Annotated in this window: 19 protein-coding genes; 6 read left to right on the top strand and 13 right to left on the bottom strand. The window is 65.5% G+C overall.

The genetic code is table 11. The features are described 5' to 3' along the window. The first annotated feature begins 24 nt into the window (after window positions 1-24). Complete coding sequence (locus WKW77_RS18285; protein WP_340358273.1) at window positions 25-1,419, top strand: FAD-containing oxidoreductase; 1,395 nt, start codon at window positions 25-27, stop codon at window positions 1,417-1,419. A 156-nt stretch (window positions 1,420-1,575) separates the two neighbouring features. Next, entirely contained in the window at window positions 1,576-2,394 is an 819-nt protein-coding gene (locus WKW77_RS18280) for an N-acyl homoserine lactonase family protein (RefSeq protein WP_340358272.1), read from the top strand. Between the two features lie 177 nt (window positions 2,395-2,571). On the opposite strand, the gene WKW77_RS18275 is transcribed toward WKW77_RS18280, so the two are convergent. The 4 genes from WKW77_RS18275 to WKW77_RS18260 all read right to left on the bottom strand — a co-directional run bounded on the left by WKW77_RS18275 (window position 2,572) and on the right by WKW77_RS18260 (window position 5,955). Further along, window positions 2,572-4,785 carry a copper-transporting P-type ATPase gene (locus tag WKW77_RS18275; protein WP_340358271.1) on the bottom strand — a complete coding sequence of 738 codons (2,214 nt, stop codon included), beginning with the start codon at window positions 4,783-4,785 and terminating at the stop codon, window positions 2,572-2,574. 226 nt (window positions 4,786-5,011) lie between these two features. After that, window positions 5,012-5,377: a hypothetical protein gene (locus WKW77_RS18270; protein ID WP_340358270.1), complete on the bottom strand. Its 366-nt coding sequence runs from the start codon at window positions 5,375-5,377 to the stop codon at window positions 5,012-5,014. Then, complete coding sequence (locus WKW77_RS18265) at window positions 5,310-5,501, bottom strand: DUF2933 domain-containing protein (protein WP_422823225.1); 192 nt, start codon at window positions 5,499-5,501, stop codon at window positions 5,310-5,312. Before WKW77_RS18265 ends, WKW77_RS18270 begins: the two co-directional genes overlap by 68 nt. Window positions 5,502-5,661: 160 nt before the next feature. Further along, entirely contained in the window at window positions 5,662-5,955 is a 294-nt protein-coding gene (locus WKW77_RS18260; protein WP_340358269.1) for a hypothetical protein, read from the bottom strand. Window positions 5,956-6,449: 494 nt separating this feature from the next. On the opposite strand from WKW77_RS18260, the gene WKW77_RS18255 reads away from it, so the two are divergent. Next, window positions 6,450-6,941 (top strand): copper-binding protein, encoded by a 492-nt coding sequence (locus WKW77_RS18255; protein ID WP_340358268.1) that lies wholly within the window; start codon window positions 6,450-6,452, stop codon window positions 6,939-6,941. 146 nt (window positions 6,942-7,087) lie between these two features. Here the strand turns inward: WKW77_RS18255 and WKW77_RS18250 are convergent, their stop codons facing one another. The 6 genes from WKW77_RS18250 to WKW77_RS18225 are packed head-to-tail and all read right to left on the bottom strand — an operon-like array spanning window position 7,088 to window position 12,594. After that, window positions 7,088-9,070, bottom strand: a complete 1,983-nt coding sequence (locus WKW77_RS18250) for a hybrid sensor histidine kinase/response regulator (protein WP_340358267.1) — start codon at window positions 9,068-9,070, stop codon at window positions 7,088-7,090. Window position 9,071: 1 nt separating this feature from the next. After that, on the bottom strand, window positions 9,072-9,953 hold the full coding sequence (locus WKW77_RS18245; RefSeq protein WP_340358266.1) for a sensor histidine kinase: 882 nt from the start codon (window positions 9,951-9,953) through the stop codon (window positions 9,072-9,074). Next, entirely contained in the window at window positions 9,950-10,972 is a 1,023-nt protein-coding gene (locus WKW77_RS18240; RefSeq protein WP_340358265.1) for an ATP-binding SpoIIE family protein phosphatase, read from the bottom strand. Before WKW77_RS18240 ends, WKW77_RS18245 begins: the two co-directional genes overlap by 4 nt. A 2-nt stretch (window positions 10,973-10,974) precedes the next feature. Continuing rightward, a complete protein-coding gene (locus tag WKW77_RS18235; RefSeq protein ID WP_422823219.1) occupies window positions 10,975-11,385 on the bottom strand; it encodes an anti-sigma regulatory factor in 411 nt (136 codons plus the stop codon). After that, a complete protein-coding gene (locus WKW77_RS18230) occupies window positions 11,369-11,743 on the bottom strand; it encodes an STAS domain-containing protein (protein WP_340358263.1) in 375 nt (124 codons plus the stop codon). Before WKW77_RS18230 ends, WKW77_RS18235 begins: the two co-directional genes overlap by 17 nt. Window positions 11,744-11,748: 5 nt before the next feature. Next, on the bottom strand, window positions 11,749-12,594 hold the full coding sequence (locus WKW77_RS18225) for an STAS domain-containing protein (protein ID WP_340358382.1): 846 nt from the start codon (window positions 12,592-12,594) through the stop codon (window positions 11,749-11,751). 331 nt (window positions 12,595-12,925) lie between these two features. Between WKW77_RS18225 and WKW77_RS18220 the strand changes: the two genes are divergently transcribed. Further along, on the top strand, window positions 12,926-13,114 hold the full coding sequence (locus WKW77_RS18220; protein ID WP_340358262.1) for a DUF3606 domain-containing protein: 189 nt from the start codon (window positions 12,926-12,928) through the stop codon (window positions 13,112-13,114). A gap of 113 nt (window positions 13,115-13,227) precedes the next feature. Here WKW77_RS18220 and WKW77_RS18215 read toward each other — a convergent pair whose 3' ends face one another. The 3 genes from WKW77_RS18215 to WKW77_RS18205 are packed head-to-tail and all read right to left on the bottom strand — an operon-like array spanning window position 13,228 to window position 16,275. Further along, entirely contained in the window at window positions 13,228-13,569 is a 342-nt protein-coding gene (locus tag WKW77_RS18215) for an NIPSNAP family protein (RefSeq protein ID WP_340358261.1), read from the bottom strand. Then, the gene (locus WKW77_RS18210; protein WP_422823218.1) at window positions 13,553-15,316 is read right to left on the bottom strand and encodes an FAD-dependent oxidoreductase; all 1,764 of its coding nucleotides are present in this window, start codon (window positions 15,314-15,316) and stop codon (window positions 13,553-13,555) included. Before WKW77_RS18210 ends, WKW77_RS18215 begins: the two co-directional genes overlap by 17 nt. Then, a complete protein-coding gene (locus tag WKW77_RS18205; protein ID WP_340358260.1) occupies window positions 15,313-16,275 on the bottom strand; it encodes a flavin reductase in 963 nt (320 codons plus the stop codon). Before WKW77_RS18205 ends, WKW77_RS18210 begins: the two co-directional genes overlap by 4 nt. Window positions 16,276-16,351: 76 nt before the next feature. Between WKW77_RS18205 and WKW77_RS18200 the strand changes: the two genes are divergently transcribed. Together WKW77_RS18200 and WKW77_RS18195 are read left to right on the top strand one after the other, a co-directional pair. After that, a complete protein-coding gene (locus tag WKW77_RS18200; RefSeq protein WP_340358259.1) occupies window positions 16,352-17,545 on the top strand; it encodes a thiolase family protein in 1,194 nt (397 codons plus the stop codon). Next, window positions 17,542-17,964, top strand: a complete 423-nt coding sequence (locus tag WKW77_RS18195; protein ID WP_340358258.1) for a Zn-ribbon domain-containing OB-fold protein — start codon at window positions 17,542-17,544, stop codon at window positions 17,962-17,964. Before WKW77_RS18200 ends, WKW77_RS18195 begins: the two co-directional genes overlap by 4 nt. The last annotated feature ends 9 nt before the right edge of the window (window positions 17,965-17,973 follow it).

Raw genomic sequence — 17,973 nt, 5'->3', positions numbered from 1 at the left:
ACCCATTGAGGAAAGGCAGCCACCATGCAGACACATTTCGACGCATTGATCATCGGCAGCGGTCAGGCCGGGCCCTTCCTCGCCGTGCGGCTGGCTGCCGCAGGCCTGAAAGTCGCACTGGTCGAGCGCGAGCACCTCGGGGGCACATGTGTCAACGACGGCTGCATGCCGACCAAGACGCTGGTGGCCAGCGCGCGCGTCGCGCACATGGCACGCCGCGCAAGCGACTACGGCGTGAATGTCGGCCCGTCGGTCAGCGTTGACATGCGTGCGGTCAAGGCGCGCAAGGACCTCGTCGTCCGCAACGCGGTGGACAGCCTCGCGCAGTGGCTGGGCGGGACATCGGGCCTGCGTGTGATCCGCGGCCACGCCCGCTTCGTCGCGCCACGTGCCATCGAGGTCAACGGCGAGACATTGGAGGCGCCGAAGATCTTCATCAACGTCGGCGCCCGGCCCATGCTTCCCGACTGGCCGGGGATCACCGACGTGCCGGTGCTCACCAACACGTCCATGATGGACCTCGACCAGCTGCCCGAGCACCTGATCGTGATTGGCGCCAGCTACATAGGCCTTGAATTCGCGCAGATGTTCCGCCGCTTCGGATCGCGGGTCACGGTGCTGGAATACGCGGATCGCGTCATCGCAAGGGAGGACGAGGAGATCTCGCGCGAGGTGCAAGCCATTCTGGAGCGCGAAGGCGTGCGCTTCCTGTTCGGCGTGCGGGAGGCCGTGGTGTCGCGAGCAAGCGGCAACGCGTCCATTCGCATCGCGTTGAAGGCCGCCGGCGTCGCGCATGAGGTGCAGGGCAGCCATCTGCTCGCCGCAGTGGGCAGGCGCCCCAACAGCGACCTGCTCGACCTCGAGCGGGCCGGTATTGCGACCGACGCACGGGGCTTCATCACCGTCGACGATCAATTGCGGACCCATGTCCCCGGCATTTGGGCGCTTGGGGATGTGAACGGCTTGGGCGCCTTCACCCACACCTCGTACAACGACCACGAGATCGTGGCGGCCAACCTGCTCGACGGCGAAGCGCGGCGCACCACCGATCGCATCACTGCCTACGCGCTTTTCACCGACCCGCCGCTCGGGCGCGTCGGCATGACCGAAGCCCAGGTGCGCGCATCGAGCCGTCCTGCCCTTGTGGGTGTCATGCCCATGAGTCGCGTGGGTCGCGCCAAGGAACGCGGCGAGACGCAAGGCTTCATGAAGGTGCTGGTGGACGCCGAAACCGAGCGCATCCTTGGTGCGGCACTGCTGTGCATCGAGGGCGACGAGATCGTGCATTCGCTGCTCGATGTGATGGCAGCCGATGCGTCCTACCAGGTGATCCGGCGCTGCATGCACATCCATCCGACCGTCAGCGAACTGATTCCGACGCTGTTGGGCAGCCTGGTGCCTCTCTCGGACACACACTGAGCGCCGCGTTGGCGCGTTTTGACGCGCGCCGCTTCAGCCGCACTCAAGCGGCGGACCGTCCTCCCAGGACTTGAACAGCGGAAAGAGCCAAAATCACGAAGTGACCCGTCGTAGAAAGGGAACGAGATGATGTCTGTCAAGCGTCTCGGCCTGATGATGGCCATCCTCGTGACGATCCTGTCCGTGTTGCAGGCTTGCTCGCAGCCCATCGTTTCGCAAACGCCGAGGACCGGCGTTCAGCGTCTCTACATCCTGAATTGCGGCGAAGGGGTCGCGGGAGACATTTCGCGTTGGTCGCCGGGTGTCAACGTGGGACAGTCGATGCCTTTCGCCGGGAGCTGCTACCTGATCAGGCACGCACAAGGCTGGATGCTGTGGGATACGGGCCTTGCCGACTCGGTCGCGGCCATGCCCCAGGGCTTGCAACCATCGGACCCGCGCGCGATCACCTGGCACTTGCCGAAGACCCTCGCGGCGCAGCTCGGTGAACTCGGAGTGAAGCCGTCAGACATCCAATACGTTGCGGTGTCTCATAGCCACCCCGATCACATAGGCAACGTCGACATGTTCCCCGATTCGATGCTGCTGGTGCAAAAAGCCGAATACGAGTCAACGAGCGCCAGCTCCCTTCGATCACGGCCGAGTGGAACGGTGACCACGCTCCAGGGCGACCGCGACGTGTTTGGCGACGGCAGTGTCGTCATCATCTCCACACCCGGACACACCGTGGGGCACCAATCGCTGCTCGTGAAGTTGCCCCGGACTGGCGCCGTTCTGCTTTCCGGTGATGCAGTCCACTTCAAGAGCAACTGGGACAACAAGCGCGTCCCCTCGATCAACTTCAACGCGGAACAGACCGCCGCGTCGATGCAGCTGCTTGCGAACATCATCGCCAGCGACAAGGCCCAGCTCTGGATCAACCACGACAAGGCGCAGCGCGACGAACAGAAACTGTCGCCGGCCTTCTACGAATAGGAGGCAGGTTCTTGCGCGAAAAGCCGCCTGGCGGGGAGATGCTTCAGCCCTGATCGAGCTTCTCCTCCGGCAGCAGCGGCGCGCGAACAAAGATGAAGCACAAGCCCAGGCCGATGTGCCGCAGGCCGCAAGGCGATCAGCCACTCAGGCGGGCCGCGGAGGCAATGGGATGAAATTTCAGTCGACCTTCACCGTTCGCAAGCGCAACGCATTCGTGATGACGCTCACCGACGACAGCGCCATGGCCGCCGCCGCGACGACCGGCGACAACAGCAGCCCGAAGAACGGGTAGAGCACGCCGGCCGCCAGCGGGATGCCGGCGACGTTGTAGGCAAAGGACAGGAACAGGTTCTGCCGAATGTTCCGCATCGTTGCCTGCGAGAGGCTCCTCGCGCGGACGATGCCCATCAGGTCGCCCTTGAGCAACGTGATGCCGGCGCTTTCCATCGCGACGTCCGTACCGGTGCCCATCGCGACACCCACCGTGGCCTGCGCCAGGGCCGGTGCATCGTTGACCCCGTCGCCGGCCATCGCGACGATTCGTCCCTCGGACTGCAGTCGCTTGACGACGGCCGCCTTGTCTTCGGGGAACACCTCCGCGACCACCTCGTCGATGCCGAGCTGGCGTCCGACAGCCTCCGCCGTGGTCTTGCCGTCGCCCGTCAGCATCACCACCCGGACGCCGGCACTCTGCAGGGCCTGCAGCGCCTGCGGCGTCGTCGCCTTGATGGGGTCGGCAATGGCGACGAAGCCGGCCAACCAATCACCTATACCGACGAAGATGACCGTCGCCGCCCGCTGGCGCTGGGCCTCGGCAGATGCTGCAAGGCTCGAAGTGTCGATGCCTTGCTCCAACAGGAACTTGGCGCTGCCCGAGACGACCGCCAGGCCGTCCACCGTGCCGATGACGCCCTTGCCGACCGGCGAATCGAAATCCGTCACCGGCGACAGGGGCAGCTTGCGCTCCGAGGCATCCGTCACGATGGCCATCGCCAATGGATGCTCGCTGGCGCGCTCGACGCTCGCCAGCTTCTGCAGCACCTCGTCGGCAGAGAACCCGCCAGTCGCCTCGATGTGAACCACCCTCGGCCGACCTTCGGTCAAGGTACCCGTCTTGTCGACCACCAGCGTGTCGACCTTCTCCATCTTCTCCAGTGCTTCGGCGTCGCGGATGAGAACGCCGTGCTGCGCGCCTTTGCCGACACCGACCATGATCGACATCGGCGTGGCAAGGCCGAGCGCACAGGGACACGCGATGATGAGAACCGCCACCGCGGTGATGAGCGCGTAGCTGAACGCCGGCGACGGCCCCCAGACCAGCCAGGCTACGAAGGTGACCGCCGCCGCCAGGATGACGACCGGCACGAACCAGCCGGCCACCTGGTCGGCCATCCGCTGAATGGGCGCGCGGCTGCGCTGTGCCGCGGCCACCATGTGCACGATTTGCGAAAGCAAGGTGTCGGCGCCGACTTTCTCTGCCCGCATGACGAAGCTTCCGGTCTGGTTCAGCGTCCCGGCCGTCACCTTGGAGCCGGCCGTCTTGCCCACGGGGATCGGCTCGCCGGTCACCATCGACTCGTCGAGATTGGTCTTGCCCTCCGTCAGTTCACCGTCGACCGGCACCTTCTCGCCCGGCCGCACGCGCAGCAAGTCGCCGACCTGGATGGCTTCGACATCGACGGTCGCGTCACTGCCGTCGGCATTGACCTTCACGGCCGTCTTCGGCGCAAGCCCGAGCAGGGCCTTGATGGCCCCGGAGGTCTTCTCGCGAGCCCTGAGCTCCAGGACCTGCCCCAGCAACACCAGCACGGTGATGACGGCGGCGGCTTCGAAGTACACCGCGACTGCGCCGTCTTCGCTCCGCAGCGCCGCTGGAAACAGTCCCGGCGCCAGCGTCGCGACGATGCTGTAGAGCCATGCCGCACCGGTGCCCAGCGCGATGAGGGTGAACATGTTGAGGCTGCGATTCCTCACGGAGGCGACCGCTCTGGTGAAGAAGGGCCAGCCTGCCCAGACGACGACCGGTGTAGCGAGCATCAGCTGGACCCAGTTCGACATCTGCTGCGCGACGAGGTGGTGGATGTTGAAAAGGTGCCCGCCCATCTCGAGGGCGAAGACCGGCAGCGTCAGCGCCGTGCCAATCCAGAATCGGCGCGTCATGTCGCGCAGTTCGGGACTCTCGCCTTGCTCTGCGGTCGCCAGCACCGGCTCCAGTGCCATGCCGCAGATGGGGCAGTTGCCGGGCCCCATCTGCCGCACCTGCGGATGCATCGGGCAGGTGTACTCCACCTGGCTCTGGTCGCTGGCCGGCGGCGCCTTCATCGAGGCCGGCACATGCACACCGTGGCCGTGGTCACGGATCGGGCCCTGCATCACGGTGCCGTCCGGCATCACATGAGTGCCGCGGTTCGAGTGTTCGACATGCGGCGCAGAAACTTTCGCTGCTGGGTTGGCGCCATCCATGGAGCTTCCGTGAGAATGTTCGTGCGCCGAATGGTCGTGGCGCCCAGTACTCGCTGAGTGCATGAGACTCCTTTTGATCGCAGTTTCGTCCTTGCCATCGTGGCAACGTCAAGCAGGTTCAATTCAGGCTGGCTCTACTGGGCAGATGGTGTCGTCATGCATGGGCGACAGATGCTGCAATCCAGACGCCCAGTCCCGTCAGACATACCCAGCACGCCCAGAACAATGCGCGCTCCCACCAAAGCGGTGGCCCGTTCCGGCTCTCGAGCCGATAGTTCAGGCTCATGCCCAGGCCATGAACGACAGCGCCGACGACCAGAAGCGGCATCGCATAGTTACGCAGCCACGGAGGCGATACCAGCGCGAGGCCCGCGCCGAGAACGATAGCGCCCAGGCCGGAAGCGAGTTGTGCTGCCCTGGCCGCGCCGGTTTCGTGGCCGCCCCGAGCCATCTCAAAACCGGCCCTCCTGCTGCCGGTCTGCTCGTTGGTCGTGGCCTCCATGGCCGTGGTGGCCGCCATGGTGGTGGCCGAACAGATGCATCACCGGACATGCCAGGAGAATGAGGTACGGAATCGCTTGGCGGACGTGGGTGAGGTGCTCTGTAAGCAGGTAGTACACGCCCACCGCACCAGCCACAAGCATGAAGATGCCGAGCGGCGAGCGCCAGCGCGATGGAGAGGTCGAGTCTTGGTTCATAGTCTGGCTCACCGGCGAATCAATGGCTGTTGAAGGGCGGCCGCCATCCCGGCCGAATCTGGGAACGAACCGCGGCGCCACGGCGGCCATGGCAGCCGCCTTCGCATCACTTCGCGGGTGAGGGCCGGGCCGCTTCGCGGTCCACCATCATCTGCATCATGATTTCCATCATGTCCATGCGCTTGCTCATGAGGTCGTGCCCCATGCCCATGCCGCCCGCCGGTCCCATGGCACCCCTGCCACCGTGCATCTGGCCCATCATGGACATGCCCGCCTGCATGGTCTTCATGTGCTCGTTCATCAGGGCCTGGCGCTCCTCCGGTGTCTTGGCGGTCGACATCTTGTCGTGCATCTCCTGCATCGACTTCATCATGGCGTCCATCTGGGCGGTGGACGGCACACCGGTCGCCGTGGAACTCCTGGGAGCTGCCTTCGATCCGGCCTTCGCCGCAGGCGTGGACGGAGCGGGCGCAGAAGCGCCCGCGGCCTGGTCCGGCGCAGTCTGGGCCAACGCACTCGCACCGAGAAGGACGGCTGTGCCTATTGCAATAAGGGAACGCATGGTCTACTCCACAAGTTGATTCAGTGATGCATCAGAGCCAGTCGACGCGCGTCAGCCACAACAGCGACGACGCAGTGGCCACACGTCATGTCTTCGACTCGGCAGGTGGGCATCGAAAGCTCTTTCGCTACGGAGTCTCGACTTTGGACCCTCCTCCCGTTGGAAGGTCAATTCGCCCGAAGCCGGTTTCTTGATGCAAATCAATTGCGGCTCATGCAGTTCGAATCGAAAGTCCGCCCCGTTGAGCATCGCGGGCGAAAGGCCGGTTCCAGAGACCGCCTCCAGTGATGGCGGGCACAAGGGGGCGCCTCACCGAGCTATGCTTTCAGTCCATGTCCATACGCTCTGCCGCCCCTTTCATCAGAGCTGGTACGTCACTGACCAAGCTTCTCGACGTCGATGCTGCGGCGGATGAACCAACGGGCGCGCGAACGACTGGCCGCCTTGCTGCGCGGGATGCTCGCACCGGCATGATGAAGCGCATCGGAATCATCGTCGTCGCGCTCGGGCTCATGGCGTGCGCCGCCGTGCAAGCTCAGTCGGAAAGACGCCAGGATCCTGCCCAGGGCCAAACCTGGAGCGTCGGCACTCGTCCCGCGATGACTTTGACGGAGGGCGAGGTGGAAAGGGTCGACAAGGAACACAGCGAGGTCATCATCCATCACGGTGACCTGCCCAACCTCGGCATGGAAGCGATGACGATGGGCTTTGCCGTGGCTGAAAAACGGATGCTGGACAACCTGAGGCCTGGCGACAAGGTGCGATTCAACGCCGAAATCAAGAATGGCGAAGCGACGGTGACGTACATCGAGTCCGCGCGATGAGGATTTGAAGATTCGCGCTCGATGGCCCCCGTCATTGCCACGAGCATTCCAATGCCGATGCCAACGCCGAGCCAAACTGGCTTGCGAATCTGCCGTAGGCGAGGAAGGACGCTTCGTTCGCCCTCGACGCAGCCCTTCTCCCCTGGTCAGTGAGCGGCGTTCCGGGACGAGATGGCCGCGATCAGCGCATGCGGCTGCAATGGCTTCGCCAGATGCGCATTGAAGCCCGCCTCGAGGGCTTTGGCCTTGTCCTGAGGACGCGAGAACGCGGTGAATGCGAGCGAGAAGGGCACGGCCTGATCCTTCTCGATTGCAAGGCGCCGGATTTCTCCCATCAGTTCGTAGCCATCCATGCCCGGTAGCCCGATGTCACAGACCACCACGTCCGGCCAGCGTTCCGTCAACGCGGTCAGGGCTTCCTGCGCATGGGTTGCAAGCCTCACATCGGCGCCGGCGTCCGTGAGGACGACCATCAGCATCTCCGACGCGTCGACGTTGTCCTCGATCACCAGGACGCCGCAACCCGCGAGACGCGCGCCCTGCACCGTCTCGGCCGCTTCCTTCGAATCAGTGTCGGCGTGCGCAGGCTCCACGGGCGTGGCGCGGATCTCGGCGACGAAGCGTGCCCCGCGACCGCGGCCGGCGCTTTCCGCGCGTATGTCGCCTTCGTGCAGTTCGACGATCTGCCGGACGATGGACAGGCCGAGCCCGAGCCCGCCGTGGCGTCGATTGCCCGGTGCATCGCTCTGCGAGAAGCGATCGAACAGGTGCGGCAGGAACTCGGGATCGATGCCCTGGCCTTCGTCCTGGACGACGAGGCGAAGCCGGTCAGCCCGGCGGGTCAGCTCGACGCGCACCACACCGCCCTCGTGCGAAAACTTCACCGCATTGGTGAGCAGGTTCCACACGACCTGCTGGAACCGCGTGGCATCGATCCAGGCCGGCTCGCTGGCGGCTCCCTCCTGTTGCACTTCAAGGTGCAGGCGCCTGGCCTCGATGTCGCGACGCAGCCCTTCGATCGACGTGGACAGCAGCGTCGACGGAGTGGCCCATTCGTGATGGAGCCGGAGCTTGCCTGAATTGAGGCGCGAGACATCGAGGATGTCGGCGATGATCCGGCTCTGCGCCTTGACGCTGCGGTCGATCGCATCCAGGCCCCTGCGCGCAAGCTCCGGCCTGTCGGCATGCCGCCCCAGGATGTGGACCCAACCGGCGATCGCATTGAGGGGGGTGCGCAGTTCGTGCGACAGAACGGCGACGAAGTCGTCCTTGGTGCGACTGTGGTGCTCGGCTGCCGCGCGGGCTGCCTGTTCGCGTTCCAGCAGCTCCTGACGGCGACGTTCGAGTTCCTTGCGGCTCGAGATGTCCTCTGCCATGCCGATGCGAAGACCGGGCTCCACATGCGACGACATGCGCCATTCGACATCGATCGCGCGTCCTTCCGTTCCCGCGAGTTGCACCTCGATCTGCCACCCTTCGGGGTTGGCGGCCGCGAGTTCCGTCAGCGCGGCGGCCAGCCGCTCGCGTGCTTCGTCCGGCGCGAAGGAACTCAGGCTTCCACCCAACAATTCACTGCGCGGGCGCGACAGCAAGGCCGCCATCGCGGGATTGACGTCGACGAAATAGCCAGCGTCGTCCACCAGCGCCATCGCGACCGGGGCCTGGTCGTAGATCGTCCGGAAACGCAGTTCGTTGCGACGCAATCCAAGCTCGGCCATGCGCGCCCGTATGAGTGCCTGAAGCGTGGCGACAAGGATGGCCGGCTCCACCGGATGGACCAGGTATGCATCGGCGCCGGCATTGAGGCCCTCGACCCGGTCCTCGCTCTGCACATGTTCCGCAGAGAGGTGCACCACCGGCAGTCGCAACGTCTCGGCATCGGAACGTATCGCGCGGCAGACCTCGAAGCCGTTCATGTCCGGCAGATGAACGTCCAGGACCACCGCGGACACCTGCTGTCGCGCCAAGGCCAGCGCCTCGCCGCCGGTCGCTGCCTCCACCGTCTGGAAGCCTGCGGCGCGAATCGCGCGGGCCGTTGCGTATCGCGTCGCGGGGTTGTCGTCCACGACGAGCACCGTGTGCGCGCCACGGTCGATGGTGACGTTGATGGCACCGGATCCGTTGGTCATCTCAACCCTCTGGGCGGTCCGCATCCCGATTGAATTGCACCGGGATCGTGACGTGGAAGGTCGACCCTTTGCCGAGCTCGCTCTCCAGGCCGACGCTGCCGCCGAGGAGCCGCGCCAGCTCCCTGCTCAGGGACAGGCCCAGCCCCGTGCCACGCAACCGCTTCTGCACCGGAGAATCGACCTGCGAGAAGTCGTCGAAGACCGCCGCATGGAATTCCGGGGCGATGCCGATGCCGGTGTCGGCCACCGAAAAGCGCACCATGTTCTCGCCTTCGCGCCGCGCCGAAACGCGTACTTCGCCTTGCGAAGTGAACTTGAGCGCGTTGGAGACGAAATTGCGCAGGATCTGCGCGAGCTTGCGATCGTCTCCATAGAGCTTGGGCAACCCTTGCGGTTCTTCGAATACGAGCGCAATCGCCTGGTTGCTCAGCACGGGCTTGAACATACCGCGCAGTGCCGCGAACAGGTCCACCATCTCGAACCAGGCGGGGGAGATGTCCACGCGGCCGGCTTCGATCTTGGCGAGGTCGAGCAGGTCGTTGACCATCTCTGCGAATTCCGCCGCCTGCGATTCGATGAAGCCGACCTGCTTGTCCTGCTCCTCGGTCAGCGGTCCGTCGATCCGATCGCGCAGCAGGCGCGTGATGCTGCGGATGGCGTTGATCGGCGTGCGGAACTCATGGCTCATGTAGGAAAGAAACCGGCTCTTGAGCTCGGTCGCCCGGCGGAGTTGCTCGGCCTGGTTGTCGAGTTCGGCATAGAGCGCGACGACGCCGCGGTTCGTTTCCTCCAGCTCGGTGCGCAGCGATTCGATCTCGTCTCGTGCAGAGGCGAGCGCTGCGGCCAGTTCCCCGTCATCCCGGAACGTGCCATCGGCATTCATGCGGCCTCCTTTCTTCGCAGCACGACGACACTGACATCGTCGCGCCGCCGGGAATGGGCGCGCCACAGCGCGGCGGCGAGCAAGGCCGGATGGGACTGCAGGAGCGGCAGCAGGGGTGCCGTGGTCCAGCGCGTTTCCAGGCCGTCGCTGTGCACCACGAGCAGGGCATGCGGCGGCAGCTCGCTGGTGCTCTCCTCGGTGCGGCGGATCTGCACCCCGGCCGTGCCGTGCTGGGTCGCCAGCGACCGGTCGACCAGGCCCGACACGATGCGTCCGACGATGTTGCCGGCCCCTGCATAGCGGACCGATGACGCGGCGGCATCGACGTTCGCAACGCAGACTGCGGCGCCACGTGTCGCCTGCAGGGCAGTGTGGATGCGGCCGATGCCATCCCGCAGAGACGCGAACGGATCGGCGTCGAACACCGCCGCGGCCGCAAGCGAGGCCTTGGCGGCGTCGGGTCCGTGACCAAGACCGTCCGCGATGAGGACGGCGGCGTTCGAACCTTCGACAGCCACCGACCATGAATCCCCGCTGACCCGCTCGCCAGGCGCGGGCACGCAGACAGCCCCGTATTCGAACTCTTCGGCGGCGGCAGCGTCAGTGGCCTTCCGCCCCCCCATTCGCCCCACGCGCGCAAGGCAAAGAGTGCCTTCGCCCGGCCGCGAATGAAGCGCAAACTCACGCGAGAGCCGCTTCACGGCACCGAGGCCGGTGCCTTTCGTGCCTGCAGTCGAATAGCCGTCTTCGAGCGAGCGCCGGATGTCCGCCATGCCCGGGCCGCAGTCGACGGAGAGCACCTCGACATCGCCGTGCTCCGGTCGCGCTGCGATGAGCAGATGCCCGCCCTGCGCATGCTTCAGCAGGTTCGTGCCGAGTTCGTTCACCACCAGCGCGAGTTGGCCCGCTTCGACATCGCCGAAGGACAGCTCGCCGGACCGTGCTGCGGCGTGGCGCCTTGCCTCTCCGATCCGGCTCGGCTCACCGATCGGAAACGCTGTGTGGGTCCAACCGGGCATGGTTACTTCCAGCGCGTGACGGTGACCCGCGTACCACGGCCTGGCGCGGAATCGATCTCGAAGTCGTTCACCAGGCGCTTGCTGCCCGGCAGGCCAAGGCCCATGCCCGAGCCCGAGGTGTAGCCGTCGGTCAGGGCCAGCGCGATGTCCGCAATGCCCGGTCCGTCGTCTTCGAAGTGCAGCACCAGTCCCTTGCGCACGCCCACTTCGACGATCTCCCAGCGCATGCGGCCACCGCCGCCGTGGATCAGCGTGTTCCGCGACAGCTCGCTGGCTGCCGTGATCATCTTCGTCTGGTCGACAAGAGAGAACTTCAGCCGCTGGCACAGGCCGCGCACCACTTGACGGCTCGCGACCACGTCCTGCTCGTTCGACAGAGGTATCTGGCCGTCGCGTTCATCGGCCAAGGTCATGCTCCAGCCTCGCCCGGTCGAGCAAGGCAAGGCCGCGCTCGACGTCCAGCGCGGTTCTCACGCCGACAAGCGAGAGCCCGAGTTCCACCAGCGTGATCGCAACTGCGGGTTGCATGCCGACGACGACCGTCGCCGCGGACAGCACGCGGGCGATACCCGAGATGTTCGCCAGCATGCGGCCGACGAACGAATCGACGATCTCGAGCGCGGAGATATCGATCATCACGCCGGTCGCACCGGTCGCCGCGATGCGGTCGGCGAGGTCTTCCTGGAGCCCCAGAGCCGTCTGGTCCTGCATGTCGACCTGGATGGTCACCAGCAGGGTGTTGCCCATCCGGAGAATCGGAATGCGGTCCATGGCGCTCAGGATTCGCGGGCAACGCGCCATCCGTTCTTGCGCAGGGCAAGCGCCAGCGCATCGGCGAGCGTTGCCTTGGTGTCGATGCCCTGCAGATCGATGCCGAGATGGACGATGGTCTGCGCGATCTGCGGACGGATGCCACTGATGATGCAGTCCGCTCCCATGAGCCTGATGGCGGTCACCGTCTTGAGAAGGTGCTGCGCGACCAGGGTGTCGACCGTCGGCACGCCGGTGATGTCGATGATGGCGAGCTGCGAGCCCGTGTCGACGATGCGCTGCAGGAGAGCCTCCATGACGACCTGCGTCCGGTTGCTGTCGAGCGTTCCGATCATCGGCACGGCCAGCACGCCATCCCACAGCTTGATGACGGGGGTGGAAAGTTCGAGCAGTTCCTCCTGCTGACGACGGATGATGGACTCGCGAGTGAGCTGGTAGGTGGAGACTGTGTGCTGGGCCATCTGGTCCACGAGCAGCGTCAGGTTCCAGAGCGAGCGCGCCATTGCAGCGGGATCGGTCACGAGCTTTTGCTGCAGGTCGGCAAACAGCGGCCGTTTGAAGGCGAGCACGAAGAGGCTGGTATCGGCGGCCGATTGGCCCTTGGCGGCACGCGTGCTCGACAGGCTTTCGAGGGCTGACCGTAGAGCTGCCCAGGACTGACTCTCGAACCTGGTGGGATCGGCGCCCGAACGAAGCGCTTCGCGAAGTGTGCTCAGGATCTCCCGGGCGTCGGTTTCGGCGCCCCTGCGCGCGGCGGGTTCGGTGAGCCCGACCTCGTTGAGCCAGGCGTCGAGAACTGCGCTCTCCTGTTGCTGCAGCGCGGCGAGAACGGCGTCGAAGTCACTGGGCATGGGGGTGCTTTCCTTATGTGCGACGCCGGGAATTGGCGGGAAAAAATATTCTAGGGGCCGTTCTTGCATGGATGAGCGAGCGACCCATCATCGCGGCGCTCTCCTACATGAGTTCGGGTCATTTGGCCGCGCAAAGAAGCGGTCTCGCGGCCAACGGACGACTTCCACGAGAGAACCGCTCCCCCGCTTCAGTCCAAGCTCAGCGTGCGATCTGTCGTGCAAGCGCACTCTGACGTGCGCCGACGATGTCCGGCAGTTTTCCTGCCGGGTTCACACAGTGATCCTGACCTGAGGAGCCGCGGCAAGCGCTTCCCATCCCAGGAGCCACATCATGTCCGAGGATTTCGACAAGAGGCCAGACCTGGACCTCGAACTCATCTCATTGAATACGCAATACGAGTTGCAGTACTGGAAGGAGACTCTGGGCTGCGAGGAGTTGACCCTCCGAAAAGCGGTCGCTGCCGTCGGCAACGCAGCCGAGAATGTCCGCGCTTATCTTCTTGATCGCAAGAGAGACTGAGGGCGACATCGGTCTGGAAAGTCGCGCCGCATCCGCTGCAAGCGTGGCCGCCTTCTTATGCTGGATCAGCTCGCTTGCACATGCAGGTGCGTTTTCCCGATCAGATCGAACCTTCAGGTCGGCAATCTCATGGCGGGCATCACGACCGCCTTGATCAGGCGCGTCTCCTGCGCGGTGATCAGGTGCTCCGACGCCTTCAGGTAGGCGGGAAAGTCCGGATGCGTGTCGCGCGCATGGCAGCGCCGTTCGTAGTCGGCCAGATCGTCGTAGCCCCACAGGTGCACGAACTGGTTGAGCGGGCCGACATGGCTTACGTAGAAGCCCAGCGGCGTCCCCAGCGTCTCCATCAGAAACGGCATGGCCATCCGGTTGAAGACCTCCAGGAACTCCGGCATCTTGCGCAGCCGGATCGTGTAGATGCGCTGATCGACCAGCGGTTTAGGCGGGAATGACATCGGCTTGTCTTGCGGTGGCGGTCTGGGTCGTGGAAGAAAGCGTCGGCTCCAGGCCGGCCAGATGACGGCCGGCGATGTAGGCGAAGGTCATGATCGGACCCAGCGTGATGCCGGCGCCCGGGTAGTTGCCGCCCATCACGCTGGCGCGGTCGTTGCCTACCGCGTAAAGGCCGTCGATCGGCTTGCGCCGTGCATCGAGCACGCGCCCCACCACATCGGTGCCGATGCCGTCGAAGGTGCCCAGGTCGCCCATCACCACGCGCAGCGCGTAGTAGGGCCCCTGGCCGACCGGTGCCACGCACGGGTTCGGCTTGTTGTCGGGGTCCGCCAAGTAGCGGTTGAAGGAAGTCGTGCCGCGGCCGAACTGGCGATCCTCTCCATGCACCGCGCCTTCGTTGTACTCGCGCACCGTCTGCTCCAGACCGGCAGGGTCGATGCCGGCCTTCTGCGCGAGCTCGCGCAGCGTCGCTCCCTTGACCAGGTAGCCGTTGCGCACCAGCGGCCCGAGCGGCATCGGCGCCGGCTTGGCATAGCCCAGGCCGTACTTGCCGATCGTGCCCTGGTCGCAGATCAGCCACATGCCTGCGTCCGCCCCCTGCCCTGCGGCGACCATCGCTGCGCCCACGTCGTGGTACGAATTCGATTCGTTGGTGAAGCGCCTGCCGTTCGACAGCACGCCGATGATGCCGGGCTTGTAGCGATCAAGCAGATGCGGGAAGGCGCCGTACTCGCCGTTGCCCAGCGGGACCTTCGATGTGGGCATCCACGCCGCGGGGGAGCTGAAGCGGATCTCCACGCGCCCGCCCACTTTCTCGGCCATGCGTGCGCCGTCACCGGTGTTGCCGGGGGGTACGGGCGAGAAATGCTCGCCTCCGGCACGCACGTGCGGATAGGCCTGCGCGATGCGCTGCCGGTCGTGCGAGAAGCCGCCACCGGCCAGCACCACGCCCTTGCGGGCAATGATGCGCTGCAGTCCTTCGGGCGCCTTCACCACAGCGCCGACGACGCGCCCGTTGTCGGTGATCAGCTCCTGCGCCGGCGTGCTCGTGCGGATCGGGATCTTCAGCTCGAGCGCCGATTTCGCCAGCCGCGCGGCCAGTGCATTGCCGCTCGTCACGTTGATGCCGCGCCGATAGAGCGCCAGCTCCTTCACATGGTTGAGCAGGCGCTTGACCACGTACCTGAACGAAGTGAAGGACTTGGTGAAGCGGAAGAAATGCTTGAGGTCCGCGTTCGAGGAGTTGAACATCATCCCGATGAAGGTGATGGTCGCGAGCGGTCTCCGCAGCCGCGCCATGTCGGGCCCGAGCCCGCGGATGTCGTAGGGCGCGGCGAGGATCGAGCGGCCGATATCCACGCCGCCATCGGCGTCAGGGTGGTAGTCGGGATAGAGCGTGGGGATGAAGCGCACCTCCGTCTCGCGCTCGAAGAAGTCCACCATCTCCGGGCCCTTGTCGATGAAGGCTTCGACTGACGCAGCGTCATACCAGCGCCCGGTCTCGGCCTTCATGTAGCGGATGACGGCCTCGCGCGTATCCGCGTAGCCAGCCTTCTTCGCATGCGATGACAGCGGGATCCACAGCACGCCGCCGGAAAACGCAGTGGTGCCGCCGAACACCGGCTCCTTCTCGACGACGACCACATCCAGGCCGTTCTTCCTGGCGGTGATCGCGGTCGAGAGGCCACCGGCACCGGAGCCGATCACCAGCACGTCGCATTCAGTCGTGGACAGTTCGTTCATGTTCATGCGCTGGCCTCCTGCGCCGCCGCTGCACCGCGGCGAAGTTGATCGAAGTAGTTGCTCATTTCGGCTTCCGCCGCGTCTGGATCGCGCTCGCGCATGTGCGTGAGGATCTTCCGGCGCACCGGCACCAGCTCGGGACGGGCCCGGAGCGTGGAGTCGGTCCGCAGCACATGGCGCAGCAGCGTCGTGAGGGTCTCCGCCACGACCACCAGCACGTCGTTGTGCGCCGCCTTGGTCACGAGGCGGAAGAACTCGATGCTGGCCTCCGCGCGATGCGCCGCATCGGGATAGTTCTCGATCTCCGCGATGTTGCGTTCGATGGCATCGAAGTCGTCCGTTGCGCCGTTCTGGCAGGCCAGGCGCAGCAGCATGCAGTTGATCAGCCGCCGCGCCTCGTCGAGGTGGAACGAATCGAGCTGTCCGCTGGCGGCCAGTTCGCGCAGCGACTGCGCCAGCATCATGTAGGCGCCCTTGTAGAACACCAGCGAGGCTTCCTGGCGGCCATGGTCGAACTTCGCCACCTGGCCGAGGAAGAGCACGTGATCGCCCGCGAGATGCTCGGCGAACTTGTCGCACTCGAAGGTGGCGACGCTGCCGGCGATCACCGGCAGCCCCCGGTGGCCCGGCGTCCACGCCACGCCCTCGAACTTGTCGGCAATGGCACCGCTGGCAAAGCGCGCCGACAGCTCCTTCTGGTCTTCGGCCAGGACATTGATGGCAAAGGCACCACTTTGCCGAAAGGCTTCCAGGCTCTTGCTGGCCAGCCGCAGGCCCCAGGACACAAGAGGCGGTTCCAGCGATACGGAGCTGAACGAGTTGCAGGTGAGCCCGATCGGATTTCCGTCGGGGCCCGTCGTGGTGATGATGGCCACGCCAGTGGGGAAGCTGCCGAGCGCGCTGCGGAAGGCCCGCACGTCGAAGGCGTTCTGTGTCTCGGTGGACGCGAGGTTCGGAATCGTCACGGGTCGTTCCAAAAGTTGAATGGTTAGACCATTATAGATATACTGGCCTGCCATTACAACCAAGGGGACCCACCCAATGACTCGTCGAGTTGCCATCATCGGCACCAGCGCGATCCCGGTCGGCCGCCACCAGACCAAGGCGGAAGAGCCGCTGCAGGTGCTGGAGCAGGAGATCATGACGAAGCTGGTGGTCGAGGCGGTCGCGGATGCCGGCGTCGAGAAGAAGGACATCGGCAGCCTGGTGCTGACGCTGCCCCGGCCCTACACGCTGCAGAAGTACTTCTCCACCTTCCTGGTCAGCCACCTGCGCCTTCAATGCACCGGCAGCGTGCTGGAGGTGATGGGCAACGGCATGACGGCCGCGGTCTGCTTCGACCGGGCCTGCGACGAAATCCTGCTCGGCCGCACCAACGTCGCGCTTGCGCTGGGCATCAACATGGAGGCGGCCACGCCCGCATCCGAGCATGCGATGAGCAGCATGCGCACCACCGGCGACGTGGACTTCCACGCCTCGGGCGGCTTCATCCCGATCAGCTGGTATGCCATGGACGCCATGCGCTACATGCACGAATACGGCGCCACGCGCGAGCAGCTCGGCGCGGTCGCGGTCAAGAACCGCTGGCATGCATCGATGAACCCGCTGGCGCAGTACCGCAAGCCGATCACCCTGCCGGAAGTGTTGGAGCAGCGCCCGATCGTCGAGCCATTGGGCCTCTACGACGTACCGGGCCGCAGCGACGGCGCGGCCTGTCTGGTGCTGGCTTCGGAGGAAGTCGCGAAGTCGCTGGGCCGCCCCTATGCGCTGGTGCGGGGGCGCGGCTTCTGCCACGACGGCTCGCACCAGATCAACGAGGTGCCCAACGACATGACCGAGCTGATCGCCGCCAGGCAGGCGGCGGCCACGGCCTATGCGCAAGCCGGCATCTCCGCCAAGGACATCGACCTCGCCGAGTTCTATGCGCCCTGCACCATCGTCGAGGTGCTGGTGAGCGAGGCGGTGGGCTTCTTCGGGCGTGGCGAAGGCGCACCGGCTGCCGCCGACGGCCGCACGAAGCTCGGCGGACAGATTCCGATCTCGACCTCCGGCGGCCTGACCTCGCGCGGCCATCCGGCATACGTCACCTCGCTCTACAACTACTGCGAGATGGCGGACCAACTGCGCGGCCGAGCCGGCGAACGCCAGGTCGCGAACGCGCGACTGGGCCTGACCACCGGCGAACTCGGCAACTACAACGCCGCCCTTGTCCACGTGATGGAGGCCCAACGATGACACTCGAGATGATTCCCGTGGCGCGCACGCGCGCCTACCCGCCGCGCGTGTCGGCCTTCACGCAGACCTTCTGGGAGGGCCTGCGCGATGGCCGCTGGCAGAGCACGTGCTGCGAAGCCTGCGGCAAGTTCACCTTTCCGCCCAAGCCCGTGTGCCCGCATTGCTGGTCGTCGAAGATGCAGTGGAGGGAATTGGGGCAGCGCGGCACGCTCTATTCGTGGACCCGCATCCACGCCGCACCCAAGGTGTTCGTGGATGAGGCGCCCTATGAAGTGTGCGTGGTCGACCTCGACATCGGCCTGCGCATCGCCACCCGGCTCGTCGAGCGCGAGGGCAAGCCGTTCCAGTGCGGCATGCCGGTCGAACTCGTCGTCCTGCAGTATGAGGATGGGCCGCTGCTCGCCTCGCGTCCGCTTTAGCAAAAAGGA

This window comes from Variovorax ureilyticus, from assembly GCF_037889935.1.
GTDB lineage: Bacteria > Pseudomonadota > Gammaproteobacteria > Burkholderiales > Burkholderiaceae_C > Variovorax > Variovorax ureilyticus.
This window is presented reverse-complemented; position numbering and strand designations above follow the sequence as displayed.